Here is a 20,943-nt window from a genome sequence, read left to right on the forward strand (position 1 = left end):
GCGGGCCGACAAATCCGAAACAGGACAGTCGAGACGTCAGTCAGTTGGTGGGTCAGACCCGCCAGCAGCGTCACCACGAACATCATCACTGTCAGTTGACGCAGAACTCGTTGCCCTCCGGGTCCCGCATGACCCACCAGTGCCCGACCGGGCCCTCGTTCACCTCGCGGAGGCGAGTGGCGCCCAGGGTTTCCAGCCGGGCCACGAGGGCGTCGAGTCCGCCGGGGCCGCCGTGGACGTCGATGTGCAGGCGGTTCTTGGCGGTCTTGCCCTCGGGCACGTCCTGGAAGAGCAGCCGACGGCCCCGGCCGATGCCGCTGACCTCGTCGAACGGATCCTCGGGGTGCCGAATCCCGGCGTAACCACGGAAGATCCGGCGGCCGTTGTGTTCGGTGACCACGTCCTCGCCGATGGTGCCGGCGGCCAGCAGGTGGTCGATCAGCGCGCTGGGATCTTCCACTTCGTACTCCAGCGCGGCGGCCCAGAAGTCCGCGAGCGCGGGTGCGTCCTCGGCGTCGATGACCAGCTTCCAGTGCAATGCCATGTAACCGGTTATATTGGTTACATGGACCCGTCGGCAACCCGTGGGCTGCTGCTCCGCTCCCACACCGGCGTCGCCTACCGATTCGACCCCGGCGCGCTCTGTCTCGAGCTGCTGACCACCGGCGGCCCCGGCGCGTTCCGCCGGTACGAGGTGCTGCACACGCCCGCCGACCTGGCCGCGTGGGCGGACCGGTCGCGGCTGACCCCGACGCCCGCGTTGGAGATCTCCGGGGCCGAGGTGGCGGATGCCCGGCGGCTGCGCGACGCGCTGTTCCGGACGGCCATCGCCCGGACACGCGGCGAGCCGCCTGCGCCCGGCGATCTGGACACCGTCAACGAAGCCGCCGCCCGCCCGGCGCTCGCCCCCGCCATCGGACCGGACGGCGAGCGGAGCTGGGCCGGCCCCGCTGACGGCACCGGGTTACTGGCCACTGTCGCGCGCGACGCCGTCGAGCTGCTGACCGGTCCGTTCGCGCACCGTATCCGCATGTGCGCCGCCGACGACTGCTACCTCGTCTACGTCGACACCTCACGCCCGGGCCGCCGCCGCTGGTGCTCGATGGAGCACTGCGGCAACCGCCACAAGGTACGGACACTGCGCGCCCGTCGCTCCGAGGAAGGATGACCACGATGCCCACGGGTTTCACCAAGGACGTCGGCTGGCAGATCGGTGTGTCCCGGACCCTGCCCCAACCGCCGCCCATCGTCTGGGACTTCGTCAGCGGCCCGGAAGGCCTCGCCCTCTGGCTCGGCCCCGGCGCCGACCTCACCCCGGCGCGCGGTGCCCCGTACCGTACGGCCGCAGGCGTCACCGGCGAGGTCCGCGGCTACCGCCCGGGAGACCGCATCCGCGTCACCCACGGCGCCACCACCCTGCAGGTCGCCGTCACACCTGCTGCCGGCGGTGCCGGGACCGTGCTCCGATACCACCAGGAGCGTATGGCCGGCGCCGAGGAGCGCGAGAGGCAGCGGGCGCACTGGCAGCAGGTGATGGCCGAGGTCGCCGCCGCCCTCGACCGGGGCTGAACGCGACGACCTGCTCACGAACGGCCCGTCAGCGACCGACCTCGTAGTTGCGCACACGGTCCGCCAGCGGGAGCGGTGTCTCGTCCACACCGGTCACGGACCCGCTTGCCATCCGCGCGCACACCCCCTCGCAGGCGAGCAGCTGCGTGTCGCCGTGATGCGAGACCACTCTCGCGTCCTTGTCCGGAGACCGCCGGTAGTCGGTGCGGCAGACGCTGCAGACCAGCCCGGCGATCATCTCTTCGGTGGGTTCGGCGCGCCCGTTACGGCGTTTTGCGATCCCGTCGGCTGAATACATAAGCGGCGCTCTTTCCTGCTGGCGATTGGGCGCCCGCAACGGCTGAAGGCAGCCTGGAGTGCACGGGATACCGCCACGGTACTCCGGTATGCGAGCAGGGCGCGTCATCCCGTCGGCTGGTCTATCGGGACGAGCCAGCGGAGTTTCTCGGACATGGTGCGGGCGCAGGCGACGATGGCGCGTACATGGTCGGAGTCGTCGCCGGCGCGCCAGAGGACCGACCAGGGGTAGTAGGAGGCCGGTTCGGTGAGCGGCCGCCAGATGGTGCCGGGGAGGGCGGAGATGCAGGAGGCAGGGACGCAGTAGAGGCAGCGGCCCTGGGCGACGAGGTCGGCGGCGGCGCGGATGCTCTCGACGGTGCCCTCGTAGACGGTGGGGGTGAAGCCGGCGGCGCGGCACATCTCGACGGTGAACTGGTTGAACTCCGGTGCCTGCACTTCCTCGGCGAGCAGCAGTGGCTCCTCGGCCAGTACGGCGACCGGGATGCCGTCCATCGCCGCGAACCGGTGGCTGCTGGGGACCATGACGCCGAGCGGGTCGTGGCGGAACAGATGTGAGGCGACCTGCGGCGGGGCGAGTACCGCGCGGCCGATTCCCACGTCCAACCGGCCGTCGATGAGTTGCTGGTACTGCTCGGGCACGCCGGCCTCGACCTGGTGGATCACCAGGCCGGGATATCTGGCCTGGACCTCGTGCAGGATCTGCGGCATCGAGTCGTAGCCGGAGTCGATGATGCCGACCCGCAGGGCGGGGGCCGCGCCGACCGCGCTGCGGGCGATCCCCGCCGCCCGTTCCACATGGGCGAGTATCTGCCGCGCCTCGACCAGGAAGACCGCCCCGGCGGGGGTCAGTACGACATGGTGTGTGCTCCGCTCCACCAGCCGGACCCCGAGTTCACGCTCCAGCCGCTGCAGTTGCTGGCTCAGCGCCGACTGCACGATGTGCTGCCGGGCCGCCGCCCGGCCGAAGTGCAGTTCCTCGGACAGGGTTACGAAGTAGCGAAGCTGGCGCAGCTCCACGCCCTGCCACCCCCCTTGCCGGCCGTACCGGCTGACCCGGCAAAGCCGCCGGTACGCCAGCCTACTTCCCGGAAGGCGGGTTATCGGCTCCGGTGATGGAGCTTGCTCGGGTTGCTCGTTTCCATCGCCGTGCCACCGGGATTGACTGGTGCTGACCGGCCGGGCGGTGCTCGGCGTTTTCGTCGCGGTGTGGAGGCTGCCATGATCTCCGGCCGCCCCACGGCCCAGGGAAGGCTCGCAGTCAGCCTCAACGGTTCGGCACCGCACTGCGGGATCGTCGCGCTCCCGTTCGCGGGGCTGGCGGTCGCGGGCCCTACGTCAGCCGCCGCTTCGACCGGTCCACCGACCTGTGGCCGCTCGCGCTGATCTCCTTCGGGGAGAGCTGGCACAACGGCCACCACTCCGCTCCCACCTGCGCCCGGCACGGCATCGGCTCCGGCCAGGTCGACCTGTCCGCCGGCCTGATCCGGATCTTCGAACACCTCGGCTGGGCCACCGCTGTCCGCTGGCCCGCCTCGTACCGACCCCTTCGATCTCGTGAACCGAGGCGCCATGTTGCTGCCCATCCCACAGATCCTGAACGTCTCCCGGAACGACAGAAGCAATCCGGCGTTGATCACCCTGACCGGTGAGATCGACCTGACCTCGGTGCCGATGCTCCGCGCCTCGCTGCGGCAGTGCCTGCGCGACGGTGTCCGCAGCATTCACGTCGACCTGACATACGTCACGTTCTGCGACTGCAGCGGCCTCAACGCCTTCCTTGAGGCCGCCCAGCGCACGGCCGCGGCCGGAGGCGCCCTTCGGCTGCACGACCCGCCCGCCATGGTGGCCCGGCTGCTCACCCTGACCGGCTCCGGCTTCCTGCTCGCCGCCTTCCCCATGCCGTCGCGGCTCCCGCACGACCGCCTCGGGACCGCCGTCCCGGCCGGTGCGCTGTGACGCGCCGGTCCGTGCCGGAGCGGGGCCCGCAGTCGACCGCGCGGCTGCGGCGGCTCAACCGCTGGCAGGCCGAGGGCATGCGCGAGGACCTGGCGGATCTGTACGTGGAGTCCACCAGCACCGCGTCCGGCGACGAGTACCGGGGGCGGGAGGACTTCCTCGCCAGGCTCGCCGCAGATGTCCGGCAACCGGGGTTCAGCATGCTGGTCGCGGAGACCGCGGCACTGGCCGGGTGCGCCTTCGGGTTCCCCGTGGGGCGTGACGGGTCCTGGTGGCAGGGGTTCCGTGGGCCTCTCCCGCAGAACCTCGAGCAGCTGACCGCCTCCGGTCACGTCTTCGCGGTCACCGCGATCGTGGTCCACCCCCATGAGCGCAGCCGCGGCCTCACCGGCCGGCTGCAGGAGCGGCTGCTCGCCGACCACCACGCCTCGCTCGGCGTCACCCTGCTGGACAAGGACGACCACGCCGCGTACAGCGCCTTCCGGTCCTGGGGCTGGCAACAGGTCGGCGAGGTCCACAGGTCACCCGGCCCGGCCGTGCTCCGGGCGCTGATCCTGGTCCTCGGCGAGCGGACCGCCGCCGTACCGGACGGCCTCGCGCACGACGCACGCACCCAGCGGCCCGAATAGCGTCCGGATCTGCGTCGGATCAGCGGCGGCGTCCCCGACGCACGGAGGAGGACCAGCCGGTACCGACGCCGGCCACATGCAGAGCAACGAGCGCAAGGCCGAAGAGCATGAGGCTTGTCGGGCTGAAGACCACATCGGTCGATGTCTCGGTCGCATTGAGCAGGAAAGCAACGCCGAAAAGCACGGCCGCCACGAATGCCAGCATCTGTTTTCTCCAACTGGTAGACGGCAAACCACGTCTGATTGCGGTAGCTGCGCCGTTGTCATGCGCCTGCCCTGCCCAAGGCTGATCATTCGTGCGAATCCTGGGATCGGTGGATCGGTAGACCGGCAATGCGGGGTAGACGTCCGGTAACGAGCAGAGGAGGACGACGGTGTTCGAAGCCGGCGATATCCGGGAGTGGCGGGGCCATGCCGTCGTCGACGCGGCCGGCCACAAGTTCGGCACGCTCGAGGCGGTCTACGTGGACACCCGCACCGACGAGCCCTTGTTCGCGACCGTCACGGTCGGCCTGCCGACACGCCACCGGCTGGTGTTCGTGCCGCTCACCGGGGCGACCGTGGGACCCGGGTACCTGAAGGTCGCCTTCGACAAGCAGCAGGTCAAGAACGCTCCGTCGATCGACACCGACGGGGAGCTGGCGGTAGGCGAGGAGAAAGATGTCTTCGCGCACTATTCCTTCGCCTACGAGCTCGGCACGAAGGGTGAGCGGCGGCTCGCACGCCGCTGAGGCACTGAAGACGTGAGAGGAGACCGAAGATGGCGCTGTTCCTGCTGCTGCTCCTCCTGGCGGTCGCGTTGGGCCTCGTGGGCGCGTTCGTGAAGGGCCTGATCTACCTGCTGGTCATCGGCGTGGTCGTCTTCGTCGCGGCCCTCTTCCTGGGGGTCGTACGGCTTCGGCGAAGCGGCAGAAGGCCGGCCCGCTGATTCGCTCTGGCGGTGCCGCTGTCCGTGGCGTGCAGGGCGGACTACGCTGCATCACGCCAACTGGAGGCGTGGCTGCGGTCCCACCGGGCGGAGGAACTCTTCGACGACCACGGCCGCCCGCGCGACCAGGTCCTCGCGTATGTCCCCGAAGGCGACCGCCGGCTGGGCGCGAGCCCGCACGCCAACGGGGAGGAGCACCCGCACGGCATGCCCGACGCCGAGTTCGACGCCCTGTTCACCCGCGACAAGCCGGTCATCTTCGCGTACCACGGCTACCCGTGGCTGATCCAGCCTGGCCTACCGCCGCGGCGGCCACGCAAACCTGCACGTACGCGGCTACAAGGAGATCGGCACCACGACCACTCCCTTCGACATGGTGGTCCGCAACGACCTCGACCGCTACCGCCTCGTCATGGACGTCATCGACCGCGTTCCGGGCGTGGCCGTGCCTGCCGCCCCCGTACGCCAGGCGATGGAGCACACCCGCCTGCGCCACCACGCCTGGATCCGCGAACACGGCACCGACCTGCCCGAGGTCGCCGACTGGACCTGGACCGGCTGATCAATGCGTACGGAACACCAGGTCGGTGAGCGGTTCGGTGCCGTCGATGAACGCGCGGGCCAGGTCGGACAGGCGGCGGTTGTGTGAACGGGCGTAGCCGCGCAGGGCGGTGAAGGCCTGTTCCATGTCGATGTCGTGGCGTTCGGCGAGTTTGCCCTTGGCCTGTTCGATCAGTACGCGGCTGTTCAGGGCGGTCTGCAGCTGTTCGTTGAGGACGCTGCTTCGGACGGTGGAGCGTTGTTGCAGGAGACTGATAGTGGCGACGTCGGCCAGGGCTTGTGCGACCGGTGTGCCGACCGGGTCGAAGGGGCCGGGGCGGGCCCGGAAGAGGTTGAGGGCGCCGACGACCTCGTCCCGCAGGCGCATCGGCAGGGCCTGGACGGCCTCGAAGCCGCTCCGCCGGGCCTCCGCGACGAAACGGGGCCAGCGGTGGGCGACGGTGCTCAGGTCCGGGACGGCGACGGCTGTGCCGTGGTGGAAGCACTGCAGGCAGGGCCCTTCGTCGTTCTGGAGCTGAAAGAGCTCCAGCAGGCGTACCCGCTCGTCGGAGGCGGCCATCACGCGGAGTTCGCCGTCCCGGTTCGCGAGCAGCACGCCGGCCGCGCTCACGTCGAGCATCCCCACGCAGCGGTCGGTCAGCAGGCGCAGGAAATCGATCAGGTCGAAGTCGGCGACCAGGGAGTTGCTGATTCATGGTGCCCACCCTCGGGAAGTACGGTCAGGCGTCATCGTCGGCCTCATCCCGGGCCGTGTCAGGGGTCGTGTCAGGGGTCGTGTCCGGGGCGAAACGGAGCCGTCGCGCCACCACGTCGGCGGCCACCTCGGCGAGTCGGCGGCCATGGGCGTAGGCGTGGGCACGAAGCCGTACGAAGGCCTCCTCGATGCCGACGCCGAGCTGTTCGGTGAGGATGCCGGTGGCCTGGTCGATCTCGGCCCGGTACCCGCCCAGGTCCCGTACGTGGCCGTCAGGCTCGTCGATCGCGGTGTCGAGCAGTATCAGGGTCGCGGTGTCGGCGAAGGCCATCGCGTCGGCCAGGTCCTCCGCGTCCAACTCGTCGGCGACATCGGCGTAGAGGTCGAGGACACCGGGGCTGATCGCCCCGATCTGCAGGGGGAACGCGAAGACCGCCTGGGCGCCGGCTTCCGTGGCTGCGGGGGCGAACACCGGCCAGCGGTCCAGGACTTCGTCGGACAGCAGATCGGGGGTCAGGACAGCCACCCCGAGGGCGAAAGCGTCCACGCGCGGTCCTTCGCCCAGCGTGAGCTGCAGCTCCTCCAGTTGTGCGCTGACGTCGTCCGTGCTGCACAGCGGATGACTGGCCGTGCTCCGGGACATCGCCGACACCCCGGCCCCGCCGACCGGCAACGCCGTCACCGCGGCGACACACACGTCCACCACGCTCACCCGCGCGCCCCGTCGGGCCGCCTGCTCGGCCACCAGCACCTGTATCCGGGCCGACCGGCTGCTCACCGGCGCGTCACAGCGCACCGCCCGAGGCGGCGGAGACGAACGGATCGAGCCGGTGGGCGGCCTCCTGCTCCTCGTAATAGGGCAGAGGCCCCGGGAGTACGGGCAGACCTAGGAGGAGGAAGCCGGAGCCGGTGAGAGCGAACAGCCGGGCCAGCATCGCGGGCGGGTCGTGCAGACGCAGCCGCCCTCCGACTGCCGCGGTGTGCTGCGACGCCTCGAGGAAGGCGTTGAGGCCGCTGCAGTCGCAGAAGGCGACGTAGGTCAGGTCGACGTCGATGGCGCGGATGCCGTCCTGCAGGCACAGCCGCAGTGAATCGCGCAGCAGCGGCGCCGATTCCAGGTCGATCTCGCCCACCAGGGTGATCAACGTCCGGTGATTGCTGTCGATCCTGGAGACCTTCAGCAGCTGTGTGACGGGCATGGCGCCTCGGTTCAGAAGACCGGCCGGGACGGCGCCACCCGGCGGCGCCGGACTCCCGGCCCCTCCTTGATGCGCTCCCGGTACGGCTTACTTCGATCAGGCAGGCGAATGGCCGGTCTGGCAGACCGTGTTCCAGCCCATAGGACCCAGCCGGTTCCCCTCGGGGATGCACTCGGCGACCGGACGTTCGAACCGCTCTCCGCAGGCATCTGAGCCAAGCAACAGCCATCCGCCGGGGTCTGGGACGTCCACGCAGCAGCATAGCCCTCGGAACCGCCCCCACGGGCGGCTGCGCCTATCCGACTTTCGCCAACAGATGTGGAAGTGCGTAGGAATGCCGGACCGGGGTAGGTGAGCGCTGCCAACTGCCACGCGGGGAAGGTCTTGCCTATGGAGGGTCTTGGACATGTCAGCTTTTGCGGTTTCGGCTGTACTGGCGCCGGTTGAGGTTCGGCGGGCGGCGGACTGTGCCTCGGCCGGTCGGCTTCCGTGGATCGAGGAGACGGGCAAGGTCGCTCCAGGGGAGGCGCGGGCGCTGTCGAAGGTGTTCTTCGACCGGCTCCGAGTTCTGGAGGAGGGCTCGCACGAGTACCAGTACGCGCGGCACACCCTCATCGAACTCAACCTGTCCGTGGTCAAGTTCGTGGCCGCCCGGTTCCGGCACCGGAGGGAGGGGACGGAGGAGATCGTTCAGGTCGGGATGATCGGTCTGATCAAGGCCATCGACCGCTTCGACCTTTCCCGCGAAGTGGAGTTCACCACCTTCGCGGTCCCCTACATCACAGGCGAGATCAAGCGGTTCATACGTGACACGAGCTGGGCGGTGCATGTGCCCCGCAGCCTGCAGGAGCGGCGCCTGGCGCTGGCCAAGGCCAAGGACGCGCTGTCGCAGACCCAGGACCATTCGCCGACGACGGCGGAGCTGGCGGCATACCTGGACCTGAGCCCGGAACAGGTCATCGAGGGAGTGGTGGCCGGCAACGGCTACACCGCCGGATCACTGGACATCCCCGCCGGCACCGGCAGCGACGACAAGGCCGCCGGCTCCTTCGTCGACCGACTGGGCGAGGACGACCCCGGTATGGAGGGCGTGGAGAACCATCAGGCACTCAAACCGCTGGTCGAAGGGCTCGGGGACCGCGACCGGAGGATCCTGCAGATGCGCTTCGGCGCGGAGATGACGCAGGCCGAGATCGGTGCCGAGCTCCACCTCTCCCAGATGCATGTGTCCCGGCTCCTGGCACGGATCCTCAAGACCCTGCGGGCCGGGATGCTCACTCAGGCGTAGCGCCCGGGACGCCCGGCGCAAGGCGCAGCCACGTGGCGCGTATCGTCTTGCCGTCGGGCGCGTGGGTCAGGTGGTGCGGGGGGCTCCTGAGTACTCAGGGGACTCCTTGATCTCTTCCTTCGTGCGGTCGACGTAGACCTTCCGCTCCTCGACGTCGACGGACGAGATCCGGCCGGCGGGCAGCAGCACCTGCTTGCCGAAGACCCACACACCGGTGTCCACGACAATGCGGGTGGCCCCGATCTCGTAGGAGTCCCGGTCGACCTTGCCGACGCTCCCGTCGGTTGCCTCGACCTTGAATCCGGTCAGGTCCGTGGCCGCCTCGTCCCCCGGCTCTTCCTGGAAGTCCCATACGTCGTCCGTCATGAATGCTCTTCCCTTGCTTCTGGCTTACGCGAACCGGCCTCGACAGGTCGGCTGCCCTCGATGCCCTGCCGCACTCATCGGCTCGGCCGACTGCTGCGGCTTCCTCGAGGTGAAACTCCGTCAGCGGGGCAGGCGTCGTAGTACCAACTCGCTTTTAAGGAGATTCGTATGCCTCTGCGCTTCCACAAATCTTTTCGGATCTTTCCGGGAGTCCGCCTGAACATCAACAAAGGCTCGGTATCCATCACCACCGGTGGAAAGACCGGGCACTACACCGTCAATTCGCGCGGCCAGCGGACCGAGTCCGTCGACCTGCCCGGTCCGTTCTCCTGGCGGCGTACCACCCGCCGGAAGGGCTGACGGTCCCTTCGTGGTCGGCACCGGCGCGATACAGCGAGGCGGCCCTGCGCAGCCGCCGAGGCGGTGAGCGCAGGGCCGCATCCGTCAAACGTCACCGTACGGTGATCGTCACCGTCGCCGTGCTGGTCGCAGCGGGGAGCCGGGTCGTGTCGATCGCCAGGTACTCACCGTCGTCCTGCCGGCCGTTGGGGAGGATCTTGGCGTGCAGGGTGTAGGGCGGTGTGCCGACGACGCCGTCGACCCCGAAGTCACTGTCGTTGCTGACGAGGATGGTGCGACCGCCGTCCGTGGTGGCGACGCCCTCGATCTTGTCGTGGCCGAAGAAGCCACCGGTCGGGTCGAGGCTGGTGACCAGGGCGCCGAGGTCGACGTCCAGGCTCTTGGTGACCGGGATGATGCCGACGGACGTCAAGGCCGCCTGCGCGGTCGCGGTGTCGTCCTGGCCGACGTACGCCTCGATCGTCTGCTGGCCGGGGCCGACGAGCAGTCCGCCCTTGCCGGCGTTGTACACAGCCCCCGGCACCTTGGCCGAGGGACCGATGTCGGTCGCGCCCTTGGTGTCGATGGCGAAGAGCTTCTTGTACGCGCCCGGCTCGAAGTTGCCGTCCCGCTCGTCGACGAGGAAGCGCGTGTCGCTGAGTGCGGTGATCTCGCTGACCGCCCCGCTGTTCACCTTGGGGTTGTCGAGCAGGTAGGCGTACTCGTGCGTGGCGTGCGTACGCAAGTTGTACGTCACGATGCGGACCGTGGAGACGTTCGCGGCCTTCGTGCTGCTCGACAGGTCGGGCTGCTGGAGCGCGGACTGCATCATGCCGACCAGCGTGGTGCCGTCGGGGGTGACGGTCAGGCCTTCCATGCCCTTGTTCGGCACGCGGTTGGCCAGCTCGGCGGGGAGGGAGCCGTCGAAGGGGGAGAGGCGCTCGATGGCCCGGCCGTTGCGGTCGAAGTGCGTGATGTACGGCCCGTACTCGTCGGACACCCAGAAGGTGCCGTCGGGCATGGCCACCAGGCCCTCGGAGTCGTAGCCGTACGGGGACTGCGGCAGGGCGTTTCCGCTGAGGTCGACCAGAGTCTCGCCGGTGGCGGCCTGTGAGTTCACCAACCCGTTGTACGGGGTGCCGTCAGCCGCGCGCAGCGGGATTGTCTTCTCCAGTACGGCCTTGGTGCCGACCATCCGGAACTTGCCGATCGTGGGATCGAAGTTCGTCAGCGGCAGCACCTTCTGGCCGTTCGGAGCGGCCGCGTTCGGGCCGCGGTCGGTGAGCCCGTAGTACTCGTCCTTCGAGCCGGGCACCGGATACAGCGACGAGCCGTACGCCCCCGCGGTGACTGGCACCCCGCCTATGGTGGCGAGCGGCTTCAGGTGGGTCTGGTACAGCCGTACGGCGTCGCTGACCTTGTAGGTGAAGGTGTCGGTGCCGGTGAAGCCCGCCTCGGGCACGTAGGAGAACGAGCCGTCCTGATTCAGCGTCAGCGAGCCGTGGGCGGTGTCGGTGTGCGAGATCAGGGTGACCGGGCTGCCGGTGTCATTGGCCAGCACGCCGCTACCGCGTACGGTCAACGACTTGCCGGCGTGCGTGGAGTAGGCGTCGCCGCGGGCGCTGAGCGCGGGGCCGGAATCGTGGTGGCCGGCGTCCGCTGCGGCTGCCGACGCAGTGCTCCCGACCAAGGACAAGATCACCACCATGGCTGCGGCGGTGGCGTTTCTCGGACGTTTCATCTGATCCTCCTGGGGCAAACGCGTCCCGTTGGCGCGTGCGACCGGCAAAGTTTCAAGACCCCACATGGCTACAGAGCCGGACTAAGCCGACGTGGCACTGACGAATTGGTGACGTGCAGGTGGCCGGCAGGTACAACCCCGGTAAAGCCCGGCGGCCCTGTCAGGGAGATGATCTGTTGGAGGGCGGCGACGTCACTCGCCGAGTACGCACGAGCGCGACGATCTGAACGTCAGGGTGCCGGGCACGTACAGGTCGAAGGAGAGCACCACCGACGACACGGCGCGGGCCGAGCCCGAGCGGTTTGAGGCCGAGCGACGATGACTGTGACACCTGAGGAATCGGTTTCCTCTGTGGTCTCGCGGCGACTCAGGTGGGACCGGGCCGGGGCGGTGTGTTGGATGCCGGTTCTGACCAGGTCCAGCAGGCGGCCGGTCAGATCCTCCCCATCCGGCCGACAAGCTCCTGCCCCGCGCCTGGCAGCTCGCCGAGGCCATCCGTTCCCGCCCGAAAGCCGCCCGCCGCCTCAGCCACGCCATCGCCTCCCGCTGCACCTGGCCATCGTCCCGATCCTCGCCGGCAGGGGTGAGCGCCTGCTCCACAACCTGGGGGACGCGATCGATCGCTACCGGGTCGCTGAGCAGGTCAGCTCCCCGGCCGCGACCCATGCGCGCCTGGTCCGCCGCTGACCCGTCGGCGAGAATCTCGTACGTACGTTCGAAATGAGCCTGACGGTCAGCGCACGAGGAGCGGCCCACCCATGTTCCGGATACGGTGAGAGAGGGGGCGGCCACTGGACCACGACCTCCACGCGAGGCACGAGATGGGGAGAAGCCCCAATGACGCCAGAGCCGTCCGAGGGTGACGTGACACCGGTCGGCACAAAGGACGACGGGCCCCGGCTGGCAGCGGTCGTGGTCTTCGTCCGCGACCTGGACCAGTCGGCCGAGTTCTACAGTGACCTGCTGAAGATGGAGACCATAGTCCGGGAGAGCACTGCCCTGGTGCTCGCGGGGTCCGGGAACTCCAGTGTGGTTCTGCGCGCCATCGGCCCGCGCGGGGAGCACTCGCTGGGGGCGATCGGAGTCCAGTACGGGTGCTGGTCCGCCCACGACCCGGAAGACCTGGAGCGGTGCGAGCGCTACCTCAAGGAGCGGTCGGCCCACGTCGAGACCAATTCCGACGAAGGCCGCACGGTGGTCGAGGGGCGTGACCCGGACGGATTGCCGGTGATGGTGATGTATCCCGGCCCGGAGCGCAATGCCTTGGGCAAGATCATGAGCCGCGTTTACGCGTGGTGAAGCGTGGTGAAGGGTGACGAAGCCCGCTGAAGCCCGGTGAAGGGCCTTCACCTCCGACTGTCGCCGCGGATAGCAGTCCGCTCGCCGCGCCAACTCCTACTGACGCGTCCTGTTTTACGTAGGATGATCCAGGTTCGTCCTGGCCTTTCGGATCCTGCGGAAAAGGGACCATGAAGAAACTCCCCGAGATCACCCTGGCCTTCTGGGTCATGAAGATCGCGGCCACGACCCTGGGTGAAACAGCCGGGGATCTGCTCGCCCAGACCATGAACGTCGGATACCTCGTCAGTTCGCTGATCCTGATCGGTTTCTTCTTCGTGAGCCTGGTGACCCAGTTGCGGGCCGACAGCTTCCATCCCGCGCTGTACTGGACGGTCATCCTGTCCACCAGCACGGCAGGCACCACCATGTCGGACTTCATGAACCGGACCGCCGGACTCGGCTACGCCCGAGGGGCTCTGGTCCTCATCACCGTGCTGAGCGCCGTGTTCGCCGTCTGGAAGCTCACCGGGCAGCCCTTCGACGTCGCACGGATCAGCACCTTCGGCGGCGAGACGCTCTACTGGACGGCGATCCTTTTCTCCAACACGCTGGGCACGTCCCTCGGCGACTTCCTCTCCGACGACTCGGGACTCGGCTATGCGGGCGGAGCGCTGCTGGTCGGTGGACTGCTGCTGCTGACCCTCGTCGCCAAGTACCGCACCCCGATCTCAAACACCCTGCTCTTCTGGGTGGCTTTCGTGCTGACCCGCCCGCTGGGCGCGACGGTGGGTGACTTCTTCAGCAAGCCCACCGCCAAGGGCGGTCTGGGGTGCGGCACGATCGGGTCGTCCCTCGTCCTCGCCGCGGTGCTCGGCGCGCTGATCGCCCGTACGGCATGGCAGCAGCGCAACCGGGCGGCAGCACAGGTCCAGCCGGAGCCGGAGAGGCCGGACCCGGTCGACGCGGCGCTCTGACGGGCGGTCCGGCCGATGGTCACCAGCCGTCGCGGAGGGTGCGGGACAAGGCGTTGACGAAGAAGTCGGCGCTTTCGGTGGTCAGGCACAGCGGGGGTTTGATCTTCAGTACGTTGAGGCGGTCGCCGGTGGGCTGGACGATGACGCCGAGTTCCAGCAGGCGTTCGCAGATGGCGGCGGTCTCCTCGGTGGCCGGTTCCAGGGTGTCGGGGTCCCGGACCAGCTCGATGCCCATGTAGAGGCCCATGCCGTGAACGGCACCGATCATGGTCCCGGACCGGGGAAGGTCCTTGGCCAGGTGCTCGACGCGGTGGCGCAGGTGGTCGCCGACGACGGTGGCGTTGGCCTGCAGGCCCTCGTCCTCTATGACGTCCAGGACCGTCAGCCCGACCACGCAGCTGACCGGGCTTCCGCCGGCCGAGGAGAAGAAGTAGCCCTCCTTGGCGAAGGCGTCGGCGATGTCCCGGCGGGTGATGACCGCGCCCAGCGGATGGCCGTTGCCCATGGCCTTGGCGACGGTGACGATGTCCGGGGTCACCCCCTGCTGCTCGAATCCCCAGAAGTGGCGCCCGAGGCGGCCGTAGCCGACCTGCACCTCGTCCGCGATGCAGAGGCCGCCGGCCTCGCGCGTGGCGTCGTAGATCCCGCGCAGATAACCGTCCGGCAGGGGTACGCCACCCGCGTTGCCGTACAGCGCCTCGCAGATGAAGGCGGCGGGCGGACTGCCGGCGACGACGGCGGCACCGATGACCTGACGGGCGTCGTCGATGTAGTGGGCGGCGGCGTCCGGGCCGCGGAACCGCCCGCGGAAGGTGTTCGGGGCCAGCAGGGGGTGGACCCAGTCCTGGCGGGTGGTGAGGGCGCGGGGGTTGTCGGCCAGCGAGGTGGAGACGGCGTCGGAGCCGATGGTCCAGCCGTGATAGGCCTCGGCTACGCAGACGATGTCCTCGCGGTCGGTGAAGGTCCTGGCCAGCCGCAGGGCCAGGTCCACGGCCTCGGAACCGCTGTTGACCAGGAAGACGGTATCCAGGGGGTCGGGGAGCAGGTCGGCCAGGCGTTGTGCGAACTCGGAGACCGCCCGGTAGTTGAACCGCGAGTTGGTGTTGAGCAGGTCCCACTGGCGGGCGACGGCGGCCGTGAGGCGTGGGTGGGCGTGGCCGATGGAGGCCACGTTGTTGATCACGTCCAGGTAGGTGCGCCCGTCGAGGTCGGTCAGATGCTGGCGCCATCCCCGCTCGATGCGGGGCGGCGCGTCGTAGTAGTGCTCCTGCACGTCGGCCAGCGCCGTGTGCCGTTGGCGCAGCACACTCGCGCCCGTCGGCTCATCGCCCGGGGCCGGCAGGGTGAGGCCGAGCAGCGGTGCGGGGTCGGGGCAGACGGTGAGCCAGGCGCGGGCGTTCTCCGGCGTGGCGAAGGCGGGGGGTGTGGTGCCGGGCAGGGCGCAGAGCTGTACGTACAGCCTCCCCTCCTCCGCGACCTCGCCCAACTCGTCGCCCGTGGCGAGGCGTTCGCCGGTGGCGGGTCGTATCCGCAGGCCGGTGAGGTGCAGGTCGGCTTCCTTGCCGAGCCCCGCCAGCACGACGCGGCCGTCGGGGCCGGTCCTGCGTACGACGCCGGGGAAGGGGGCCACCACCGCGCTGCCCGGGGCGCAGAAGACCTCGGCGCCCAGGGCCACCGTGGCGGGCGCGTCCTCGCTGTGCAGCCGGCTCCGGGTCAGCCGGGCCTCGCTGTGCCGGGCGATCGCGACGCCGGGGCGGACGGCGGCGGCGAGCCGGGCTTCGGCATCCGGGGCGAGCCAGGCGCCGTCGGACAGGTCGGGGCTGAGGGGGGACAGGTCGAGGACGGTGGCCTGTTCCTCGGCGAGGCGCGGGAGCAGAGGCGCCTCCGCGACCGGGGTCCGGGACACCGCCACCGGCACCCCCAGCGCTTCGCGGATCGCGGCGTGCGCGACCTCGGCCGGCAGGCTCACGGCCACCTCGAACGCGCGCCACTCGTGCTCCTGGGCCCGCAGCGCGTACTCGTTGGCGGGGTCGATCAGACCCTGGTGCAGGCCGCTGATCACGAGGAGGGCGGTACGGGCGGTGATCGCCGGCCAGAGGGCGGTTATCTCGGCGTCGGTGAGCGGGACGATCTTGTGGAACGCCCGCACGGCGGCGAGCAGGGCCAGGGGTCGCGCCGGCTCGTGGTGCAGCAGGCAGGCGCAGGTGGTGGCCAGTTCGGCGACGGTCCAGCCGAGGCCGACGTCGCCGAAGTCGATGACGCCGGAGGGGGAGGGACGGCCGTCGGGTTCCCGGCCGCAGACGACGTTGTCGTCCGTGATGTCGCCGTGGATCGCCTGGACCCGCAGGTGCGGGGAGAGGGCGTCGAGCCGGTCGCACGACTCCTCGACGGCCCGGCTCAGGACCCCGGCCCGCACGGGGTCGGTGACGAATGCGGCCAGCGTCTCGTGGACCCGTCGGGCGTTGCGTATGTCCCACTGCAAGGTCCGGTCCAGCCCGGGGTGCCGGTAGCCGGCCAGCCCGGCCGCCACCCGGCCGGAGAGCTCGCCGAGCCGCGCCATCACCGACGGGGCCAGGTGGCCGGCGTCCGCCAGCGGCCGGCCGGGTACGAAGCTGAGCAGCCGGGCCCGCAGAGCGACACCGTCGGCGTCGAAACGGGCGACGAAGCCGCCGTCCCGGGTGGGTTGGGGCTGCGGGATCACCAGGTCGGGCGCGGTGCCGGCGAGGTGCAGCAGCGCGTGGTCCTGGGCCGCGAGCTCGTCGTCCGAGAACGCCGGGTTGGCGATCTTGAGCACGAACCGCCCGGACGGCGCGTCGATGACGAAGTTGCGCTCCTGCTGGCTGCCGACCTCGCGGAACCGCCCCTCGATCCCGAAGTGTTCCGCCGCCACGGCCCTGGCCCGTACGGGACTCACCTCGGGGCGCGGCAGATTCGGCTCGGCGAAGAAGTCATGGCCGGTCATCGGTGGGCCTCCTGTCGGACCGTACGAGCGTGCTCACAGCCCCTCATCATGGACGACCTTCCCCGCCGCGACCGTGAGCCGTACGCGCGCGTCGGCGATGGGCGGGGCGCCGGGGGCGAAGAGGTCGCGGTCCAGCAGCGCCAGGTCGGCGCGGCGGCCGACTTCGAGGGCGCCGCCCTGCTCGTCGTGGTTCACGTACGCGGAGCCCGAGGTGAAGGCGTCCAGGACGTCGTCGAGGCGGAGCCGCTGCTCGGGGAGGAAGGGCGCTTTGCCCCGGTTCTCGGGGTCGACGCGGGTGACGGCGACCTCGATCTGCTCCAGTGGGTCGGCGGTGGTGACGGCCCAGTCGCTGCCCATGGCCAGCCGCGCCCCGGAGGCCAGCAGGTCGGCGAAGGGGTACTGCATCCGGGCCCGCTCCGGGCCGAGGTAGGGGATGGTCAGCTCGTCCATCTGCGGCTCGCTCTGGGCCCAGTAGGCCTGGCAGTTGACGACCACGCCGAGTTCGGCGAAGCGCCCGACGTCCTCGGGCTGGACCACCTGCACATGGGCGATGTGGTGGCGTCGGTCGCCCGGTCCGTTGGCGGCGCGGGTGGCGGCGATGGCGTCCAGGGCCTCGCGGACGGCGCGGTCGCCGATGGCGTGCAGATGGACCTGGAAGCCGTGCCGGTCCAGTTCGGTGACGGCCTGGCGGAGCGTTTCGTACGGGAGGTAGCTGAGGCCGCGGTTGTCGCTGTGGCCGCCGCATCCGTCGCAGTAGGGCTCGAGCAGGGCTCCGGTGTGGTTCTCCAGCACCCCGTCGGTCATGATCTTGACGGTCGTGGGGTGGAAGCCGGACCCCAGCGCCGCGCCGGGCGCACGGACCGCGAGGCCCTGCTCGCGGCGTACGCGCAGTTCGTCGATCTGCTCCAGGCCGCGGTGCCGGTCCCACCACAGGGCGCCCACCACGCGGGCGGTCAGCCGGCCGTCGGCGGCGAGTGACTGGTAGGCGGCCTGGGTGCCGGGGGTGACCCAGGCGTCCTGCCAGCCGGTGATGCCGAGGGAGTGCAGATACGTCTGCGCCTCCAGGATCGCGGCCTCCCACTCCGCCTGCCCCGGCTCGGGTACGACATGGTCGTTGACCCGGTACGCGGCACCCTCGTGCAGGGTGCCGGTGGGCAGGCCGGTCGCCGGATCGCGCTCGATGCGGCCGTCGGCGGGATCCGGGGTGTCCCGGTCGATGCCTGCGGCCTCCAGGGCGCGGGAGTTGACCCAGGCGCCGTGGACGTCCCGGTTGAAGAGGAAGACCGGGCGGTCCGGGACGATGGCGTCCAGGTCCTCCTTGCGCGGGGTGCCGCCGGGGAAGTACTCCATCGCCCAGCCGCCGCCGATGATCCAGGGCTCATCGGGGTGGCTGTCGGCATAGGCGGCGATGGCGTCCAGGTACGCGCCCCGGCCCGCCAGGTCGTTGAGCCACAGGCGGAGCCGGTTGCGTCCGGCGAAGGGCGCGTGGATGTGGCTGTCCTGGAAGCCGGGGACGACCAGTCCGCCGGTCGCCCGCACCACCCGGGTCCCGGGCCCGGCCAGTCCCCGCAGTTCGGTCTCCTCGCCGAGGGCGGAGATCCGGCCGTCGCGGACCGCAACGGCTGAGGCCCAGCGGCCCTCGCCGAGGCGCACCCGGGCACCGGTGACGATCAGGTCGGCGGTGTCGTCAGTGGGCACCCTCGAGAATCCCTTCCTCGGCCACGATCCGCCGCTCGGCCTCCAGGTCGAGGCTGCGGCAGAAGAGCAGGTAGAACAGGCCGGCGACGGGCAGGCCGACGAACATCGAGTAGTCGGCGCCGCCGAGCGCCGTGGCGATCGGCCCGGTGAAGGGACCGGAGACCATGAACGGGATCATCACCAGCAGACCCAGCAGGTAGGCGAGGTTGCCGCGCCAGCCCCAACGGCCGTAGATCCCAGAGGGGTTGAAGATCTCCTTGATCGCGTACAGGCCGCGCCGGACGAAGAAGTAGTCGACCAGGTTGATCGCCGTCCACGGGGTGAAGACGTAGGCGAGGAAGATCAGCACATTGCCGTAGAAGGAGTTGAAGCGGTCCACCCCGACGAACTGCGCCACGCCCCAGACCAGGAAGAACATGATGCCGATGCAGACGGCGCGGATCCGCTGGTTGGCGACGACGGGTGAGAAGGAGTCCTTGATCGAGATCATCGACATCATCCCGCCGTACTGGTTGATCGCCATCACCGACAGCAGTCCGACCAGCAGGGCCAGCACCACGACCCGGCCCAGGCCGCCCACCAGTCCGTCGGCCGCCGCCTTGAAGGCTTCCACGGGGGTGGCGTCGGGGTGCGCGGCGGATATCACCGCGCCGATCCCGAAGACCCAGATCGCGGACAGGCCGCTGGACAGATACGTCCACCAGAAGGCCGGCCGGACCCCGACGTTCGCCGGCAGATAGCGGGAGTAGTCCGAGACGTACGGCGCCCAGCCCAGCTGGAACCCGGCCGTGATGACGAAGACCGTCATGACCGGCCCGGCGTGGAAGGCGCCGAGCGTGAAGGCACCCTTCGGCAGCGCGGCGTCGCCCAGCGCCGCCGCCGTGAGCACCGCCATCACGGCGACCAGGGGCCAGGCCAGCCAGCGGCTCACCCGGTGGATCCAGCGGTAGCCGAACAGCGCGATCATCGCGGCCACGGCGGCCGCGATGAAGTACCCGGCGCTGGAGCCGAGCCCGAAGAGGGTGTGCATCGCGTCGCCGGACAGGATCGCGTCCGAGGTGTTGTAGGCGACGTAGTTGACCAGGGCGAAGACCCAGACCGTGAGCGCGGCGCCGAGATAGCCGAACTGCGGCCTGGACTGTACGAGCTGGGGCAGTCCGAGCTGCGGCCCCTGGGCGGAGTGAAAGGCCATGAACAAGGTGCCGAAGAGCGAGCCGGTGACGGTCGCCACGATCGTCCAGAGCAGGCCGGCGCCGATGCTCAGCGCCGTGACGCCGGTGGCCATGGCGGTGAGGTTGATGTTGCCGACGAACCACAGCGCACCCAGATGGGCGGGGGTTCCGTGGCGCTCGGCGGTCGGGATCCAGTCGACGGAATGGACCTCCAGCCCGATGCTCGCGGCCGCGGGGCCGGGCGAGGAGGAGGGTCGAGGGGGGTCGGCGGACGGCGTACGAGCGGATATGGAGGGCATCGGTCTCCAGACGGGGGAGTGGCGGTGCGGCTCGCCGATCGTCAGTGTGGGAGGTAATCAACTCGATAGTCAATGACATTGACTACAGGTAACCGGCGATTAACACGGGCCGGTAGCATCCATCTGGCGACGAACGACTGCGGGCGACGAGAGGACACGGCGGGATGGCGGCCACCCCCAAGGCGGGCGCGGGACGCACCCGGCGCCCCCGGGGCAGTCTCAACCAGCAGGTCATCACCGAGGCCGCCCTGCGGATCTGCGACCGCGCCGGGATCGAGTCACTCACCTTCGAGGCGCTGGGCCGCGAGCTGGACGCCCACCCGACGGCCATCTACCGGCACTTCCGCGACAAGGACGAGCTGCTCCTCGCCCTGACCGACGCCCTGCACGCCGAGACCACCGCCGGCGGCCTCCCCGTCACCGACGACTGGGCCGAGGACCTGCGCGCCGTCGCCCACCGCATCCGGGGCGCCTTCATGGCCCATCCCCAGGTCGGCCAGCTGGTCGCCGCCCGTACCGCGCGCCGCCCGCACGAGTTCGAGGTGGTCGAGCACATCCTCGGCTGCATGCGCCGCGCCGGGCTCCCCGACCGCGACGCCGCGCAGTGCTACCGGGTCTTCGCGGACACGGTCCTGGCCTACGCCAGCATGGAGGCCGCCCTGTACGCCCTGGACGCGCCCACCCGCGAGGCTGACCTGCGCTCCTGGCGCGTCGACTACCGCGAGCTGCCCCCGGACACGTACCCGAATCTGGCCGCCCTGATCGACGACATCCCGCCGCTGGACTCCCCCGACAACTTCCGCCTCGCGGTCGAGCTCCTCATCGACTCGATCCGCTCGCGGGCGCGTTAAGAGGCCGCGCGAATGGGTGGGGCGGTGTCGCGTGCCGGTGGCTCTCGCCTGGCGGCGTTGTCGTCGGTCGACGACGTCCCCCAGCCTGGCGGCTGGGTGGGGGTCCTCCCCCCGGACGGAGTCTGGGGGAGAGTGC

The 20,943-nt window shown here is 70.0% G+C and carries 23 protein-coding genes and 2 pseudogenes; 13 read left to right on the forward strand and 12 right to left on the reverse strand.

Annotation, left to right across the window (positions count from 1 at the left end; all coding sequences use genetic code 11):
• Positions 1 to 91: 91 nt before the first annotated feature.
• The gene (locus EFK10_RS19655; RefSeq protein ID WP_127356993.1) at positions 92 to 544 is read right to left on the reverse strand and encodes a VOC family protein; all 453 of its coding nucleotides are present in this window, start codon (positions 542 to 544) and stop codon (positions 92 to 94) included.
• A 21-nt stretch (positions 545 to 565) separates the two neighbouring features.
• On the opposite strand from EFK10_RS19655, the gene EFK10_RS19660 reads away from it, so the two are divergent.
• Both EFK10_RS19660 and EFK10_RS19665 read left to right on the forward strand, forming a co-directional pair.
• Positions 566 to 1,168 carry a CGNR zinc finger domain-containing protein gene (locus tag EFK10_RS19660; protein ID WP_127356994.1) on the forward strand — a complete coding sequence of 201 codons (603 nt, stop codon included), beginning with the start codon at positions 566 to 568 and terminating at the stop codon, positions 1,166 to 1,168.
• A gap of 5 nt (positions 1,169 to 1,173) precedes the next feature.
• Entirely contained in the window at positions 1,174 to 1,569 is a 396-nt protein-coding gene (locus tag EFK10_RS19665; RefSeq protein WP_127356995.1) for an SRPBCC family protein, read from the forward strand.
• Positions 1,570 to 1,597: 28 nt separating this feature from the next.
• Here EFK10_RS19665 and EFK10_RS19670 read toward each other — a convergent pair whose 3' ends face one another.
• On the reverse strand, positions 1,598 to 1,867 hold the full coding sequence (locus tag EFK10_RS19670) for a hypothetical protein (RefSeq protein ID WP_127356996.1): 270 nt from the start codon (positions 1,865 to 1,867) through the stop codon (positions 1,598 to 1,600).
• A 104-nt stretch (positions 1,868 to 1,971) separates the two neighbouring features.
• The gene (locus EFK10_RS19675; RefSeq protein WP_164836061.1) at positions 1,972 to 2,886 is read right to left on the reverse strand and encodes a LysR family transcriptional regulator; all 915 of its coding nucleotides are present in this window, start codon (positions 2,884 to 2,886) and stop codon (positions 1,972 to 1,974) included.
• A 552-nt stretch (positions 2,887 to 3,438) separates the two neighbouring features.
• Here EFK10_RS19675 and EFK10_RS19685 point away from each other — a divergent pair.
• Positions 3,439 to 3,825 carry an STAS domain-containing protein gene (locus tag EFK10_RS19685; RefSeq protein WP_240677324.1) on the forward strand — a complete coding sequence of 129 codons (387 nt, stop codon included), beginning with the start codon at positions 3,439 to 3,441 and terminating at the stop codon, positions 3,823 to 3,825.
• A gap of 11 nt (positions 3,826 to 3,836) precedes the next feature.
• Complete coding sequence (locus tag EFK10_RS19690; RefSeq protein ID WP_240677325.1) at positions 3,837 to 4,454, forward strand: hypothetical protein; 618 nt, start codon at positions 3,837 to 3,839, stop codon at positions 4,452 to 4,454.
• A 19-nt stretch (positions 4,455 to 4,473) separates the two neighbouring features.
• On the opposite strand, the gene EFK10_RS19695 is transcribed toward EFK10_RS19690, so the two are convergent.
• Positions 4,474 to 4,659: a hypothetical protein gene (locus tag EFK10_RS19695; protein WP_127356998.1), complete on the reverse strand. Its 186-nt coding sequence runs from the start codon at positions 4,657 to 4,659 to the stop codon at positions 4,474 to 4,476.
• 169 nt (positions 4,660 to 4,828) lie between these two features.
• Here EFK10_RS19695 and EFK10_RS19700 point away from each other — a divergent pair, with 169 nt between their 5' ends.
• The 4 genes and pseudogenes from EFK10_RS19700 to EFK10_RS19705 form a co-directional block, all read left to right on the forward strand.
• Positions 4,829 to 5,185: a PRC-barrel domain-containing protein gene (locus EFK10_RS19700; RefSeq protein WP_127356999.1), complete on the forward strand. Its 357-nt coding sequence runs from the start codon at positions 4,829 to 4,831 to the stop codon at positions 5,183 to 5,185.
• A 29-nt stretch (positions 5,186 to 5,214) separates the two neighbouring features.
• On the forward strand, positions 5,215 to 5,382 hold the full coding sequence (locus EFK10_RS47535; protein ID WP_164836062.1) for a hypothetical protein: 168 nt from the start codon (positions 5,215 to 5,217) through the stop codon (positions 5,380 to 5,382).
• A gap of 24 nt (positions 5,383 to 5,406) precedes the next feature.
• A pseudogene (locus EFK10_RS53320) lies at positions 5,407 to 5,514 on the forward strand (hypothetical protein); the annotation flags it as partial.
• Between the two features lie 57 nt (positions 5,515 to 5,571).
• Positions 5,572 to 5,944, forward strand: a pseudogene (locus EFK10_RS19705) (phosphoketolase family protein); the annotation flags it as partial.
• Here EFK10_RS19705 and EFK10_RS19710 read toward each other — a convergent pair.
• The 3 genes from EFK10_RS19710 to EFK10_RS19720 are packed head-to-tail and all read right to left on the reverse strand — an operon-like array spanning position 5,945 to position 7,836.
• The gene (locus EFK10_RS19710) at positions 5,945 to 6,634 is read right to left on the reverse strand and encodes a GAF and ANTAR domain-containing protein (protein ID WP_127357000.1); all 690 of its coding nucleotides are present in this window, start codon (positions 6,632 to 6,634) and stop codon (positions 5,945 to 5,947) included.
• Positions 6,635 to 6,662: 28 nt separating this feature from the next.
• Complete coding sequence (locus EFK10_RS19715; protein ID WP_240677327.1) at positions 6,663 to 7,415, reverse strand: ANTAR domain-containing protein; 753 nt, start codon at positions 7,413 to 7,415, stop codon at positions 6,663 to 6,665.
• Between the two features lie 7 nt (positions 7,416 to 7,422).
• The gene (locus EFK10_RS19720) at positions 7,423 to 7,836 is read right to left on the reverse strand and encodes an STAS domain-containing protein (protein WP_127357001.1); all 414 of its coding nucleotides are present in this window, start codon (positions 7,834 to 7,836) and stop codon (positions 7,423 to 7,425) included.
• A gap of 406 nt (positions 7,837 to 8,242) precedes the next feature.
• On the opposite strand from EFK10_RS19720, the gene EFK10_RS19725 reads away from it, so the two are divergent.
• Positions 8,243 to 9,124 carry a SigB/SigF/SigG family RNA polymerase sigma factor gene (locus EFK10_RS19725; RefSeq protein ID WP_127357002.1) on the forward strand — a complete coding sequence of 294 codons (882 nt, stop codon included), beginning with the start codon at positions 8,243 to 8,245 and terminating at the stop codon, positions 9,122 to 9,124.
• A gap of 66 nt (positions 9,125 to 9,190) precedes the next feature.
• On the opposite strand, the gene EFK10_RS19730 is transcribed toward EFK10_RS19725, so the two are convergent.
• The gene (locus EFK10_RS19730; protein WP_127357003.1) at positions 9,191 to 9,490 is read right to left on the reverse strand and encodes a PRC-barrel domain-containing protein; all 300 of its coding nucleotides are present in this window, start codon (positions 9,488 to 9,490) and stop codon (positions 9,191 to 9,193) included.
• Positions 9,491 to 9,658: 168 nt separating this feature from the next.
• On the opposite strand from EFK10_RS19730, the gene EFK10_RS19735 reads away from it, so the two are divergent.
• Positions 9,659 to 9,850: a DUF4236 domain-containing protein gene (locus EFK10_RS19735; protein WP_127357004.1), complete on the forward strand. Its 192-nt coding sequence runs from the start codon at positions 9,659 to 9,661 to the stop codon at positions 9,848 to 9,850.
• Between the two features lie 91 nt (positions 9,851 to 9,941).
• Here the strand turns inward: EFK10_RS19735 and EFK10_RS19740 are convergent, their stop codons facing one another.
• Positions 9,942 to 11,570, reverse strand: coding sequence for an esterase-like activity of phytase family protein (locus tag EFK10_RS19740; RefSeq protein ID WP_127357005.1), 1,629 nt, complete (start codon positions 11,568 to 11,570; stop codon positions 9,942 to 9,944).
• An 837-nt stretch (positions 11,571 to 12,407) separates the two neighbouring features.
• Between EFK10_RS19740 and EFK10_RS19755 the strand changes: the two genes are divergently transcribed.
• Both EFK10_RS19755 and EFK10_RS19760 read left to right on the forward strand, forming a co-directional pair.
• A complete protein-coding gene (locus EFK10_RS19755) occupies positions 12,408 to 12,869 on the forward strand; it encodes a VOC family protein (RefSeq protein ID WP_127357006.1) in 462 nt (153 codons plus the stop codon).
• A gap of 170 nt (positions 12,870 to 13,039) precedes the next feature.
• Entirely contained in the window at positions 13,040 to 13,825 is a 786-nt protein-coding gene (locus tag EFK10_RS19760; RefSeq protein ID WP_127357007.1) for a COG4705 family protein, read from the forward strand.
• A 19-nt stretch (positions 13,826 to 13,844) separates the two neighbouring features.
• Here the strand turns inward: EFK10_RS19760 and EFK10_RS19765 are convergent, their stop codons facing one another.
• Genes EFK10_RS19765 through EFK10_RS19775 form a run of 3 tightly spaced genes read right to left on the reverse strand, consistent with a single transcriptional unit; the run spans position 13,845 to position 19,956 of the window.
• Positions 13,845 to 16,787, reverse strand: a complete 2,943-nt coding sequence (locus EFK10_RS19765; protein WP_127357008.1) for an aminotransferase — start codon at positions 16,785 to 16,787, stop codon at positions 13,845 to 13,847.
• A gap of 33 nt (positions 16,788 to 16,820) precedes the next feature.
• The gene (locus EFK10_RS19770) at positions 16,821 to 18,485 is read right to left on the reverse strand and encodes an amidohydrolase (protein WP_127357009.1); all 1,665 of its coding nucleotides are present in this window, start codon (positions 18,483 to 18,485) and stop codon (positions 16,821 to 16,823) included.
• Positions 18,475 to 19,956 carry a purine-cytosine permease family protein gene (locus tag EFK10_RS19775; RefSeq protein ID WP_127357010.1) on the reverse strand — a complete coding sequence of 494 codons (1,482 nt, stop codon included), beginning with the start codon at positions 19,954 to 19,956 and terminating at the stop codon, positions 18,475 to 18,477. Before EFK10_RS19775 ends, EFK10_RS19770 begins: the two co-directional genes overlap by 11 nt.
• Before the next feature lie 164 nt (positions 19,957 to 20,120).
• Here EFK10_RS19775 and EFK10_RS19780 point away from each other — a divergent pair, with 164 nt between their 5' ends.
• On the forward strand, positions 20,121 to 20,807 hold the full coding sequence (locus EFK10_RS19780; protein ID WP_127357011.1) for a TetR/AcrR family transcriptional regulator: 687 nt from the start codon (positions 20,121 to 20,123) through the stop codon (positions 20,805 to 20,807).
• Positions 20,808 to 20,943: the final 136 nt, after the last annotated feature.

This window comes from Streptomyces soli, from assembly GCF_003999195.1.
In the GTDB taxonomy this organism is placed as follows: domain Bacteria; phylum Actinomycetota; class Actinomycetes; order Streptomycetales; family Streptomycetaceae; genus Actinacidiphila; species Actinacidiphila soli.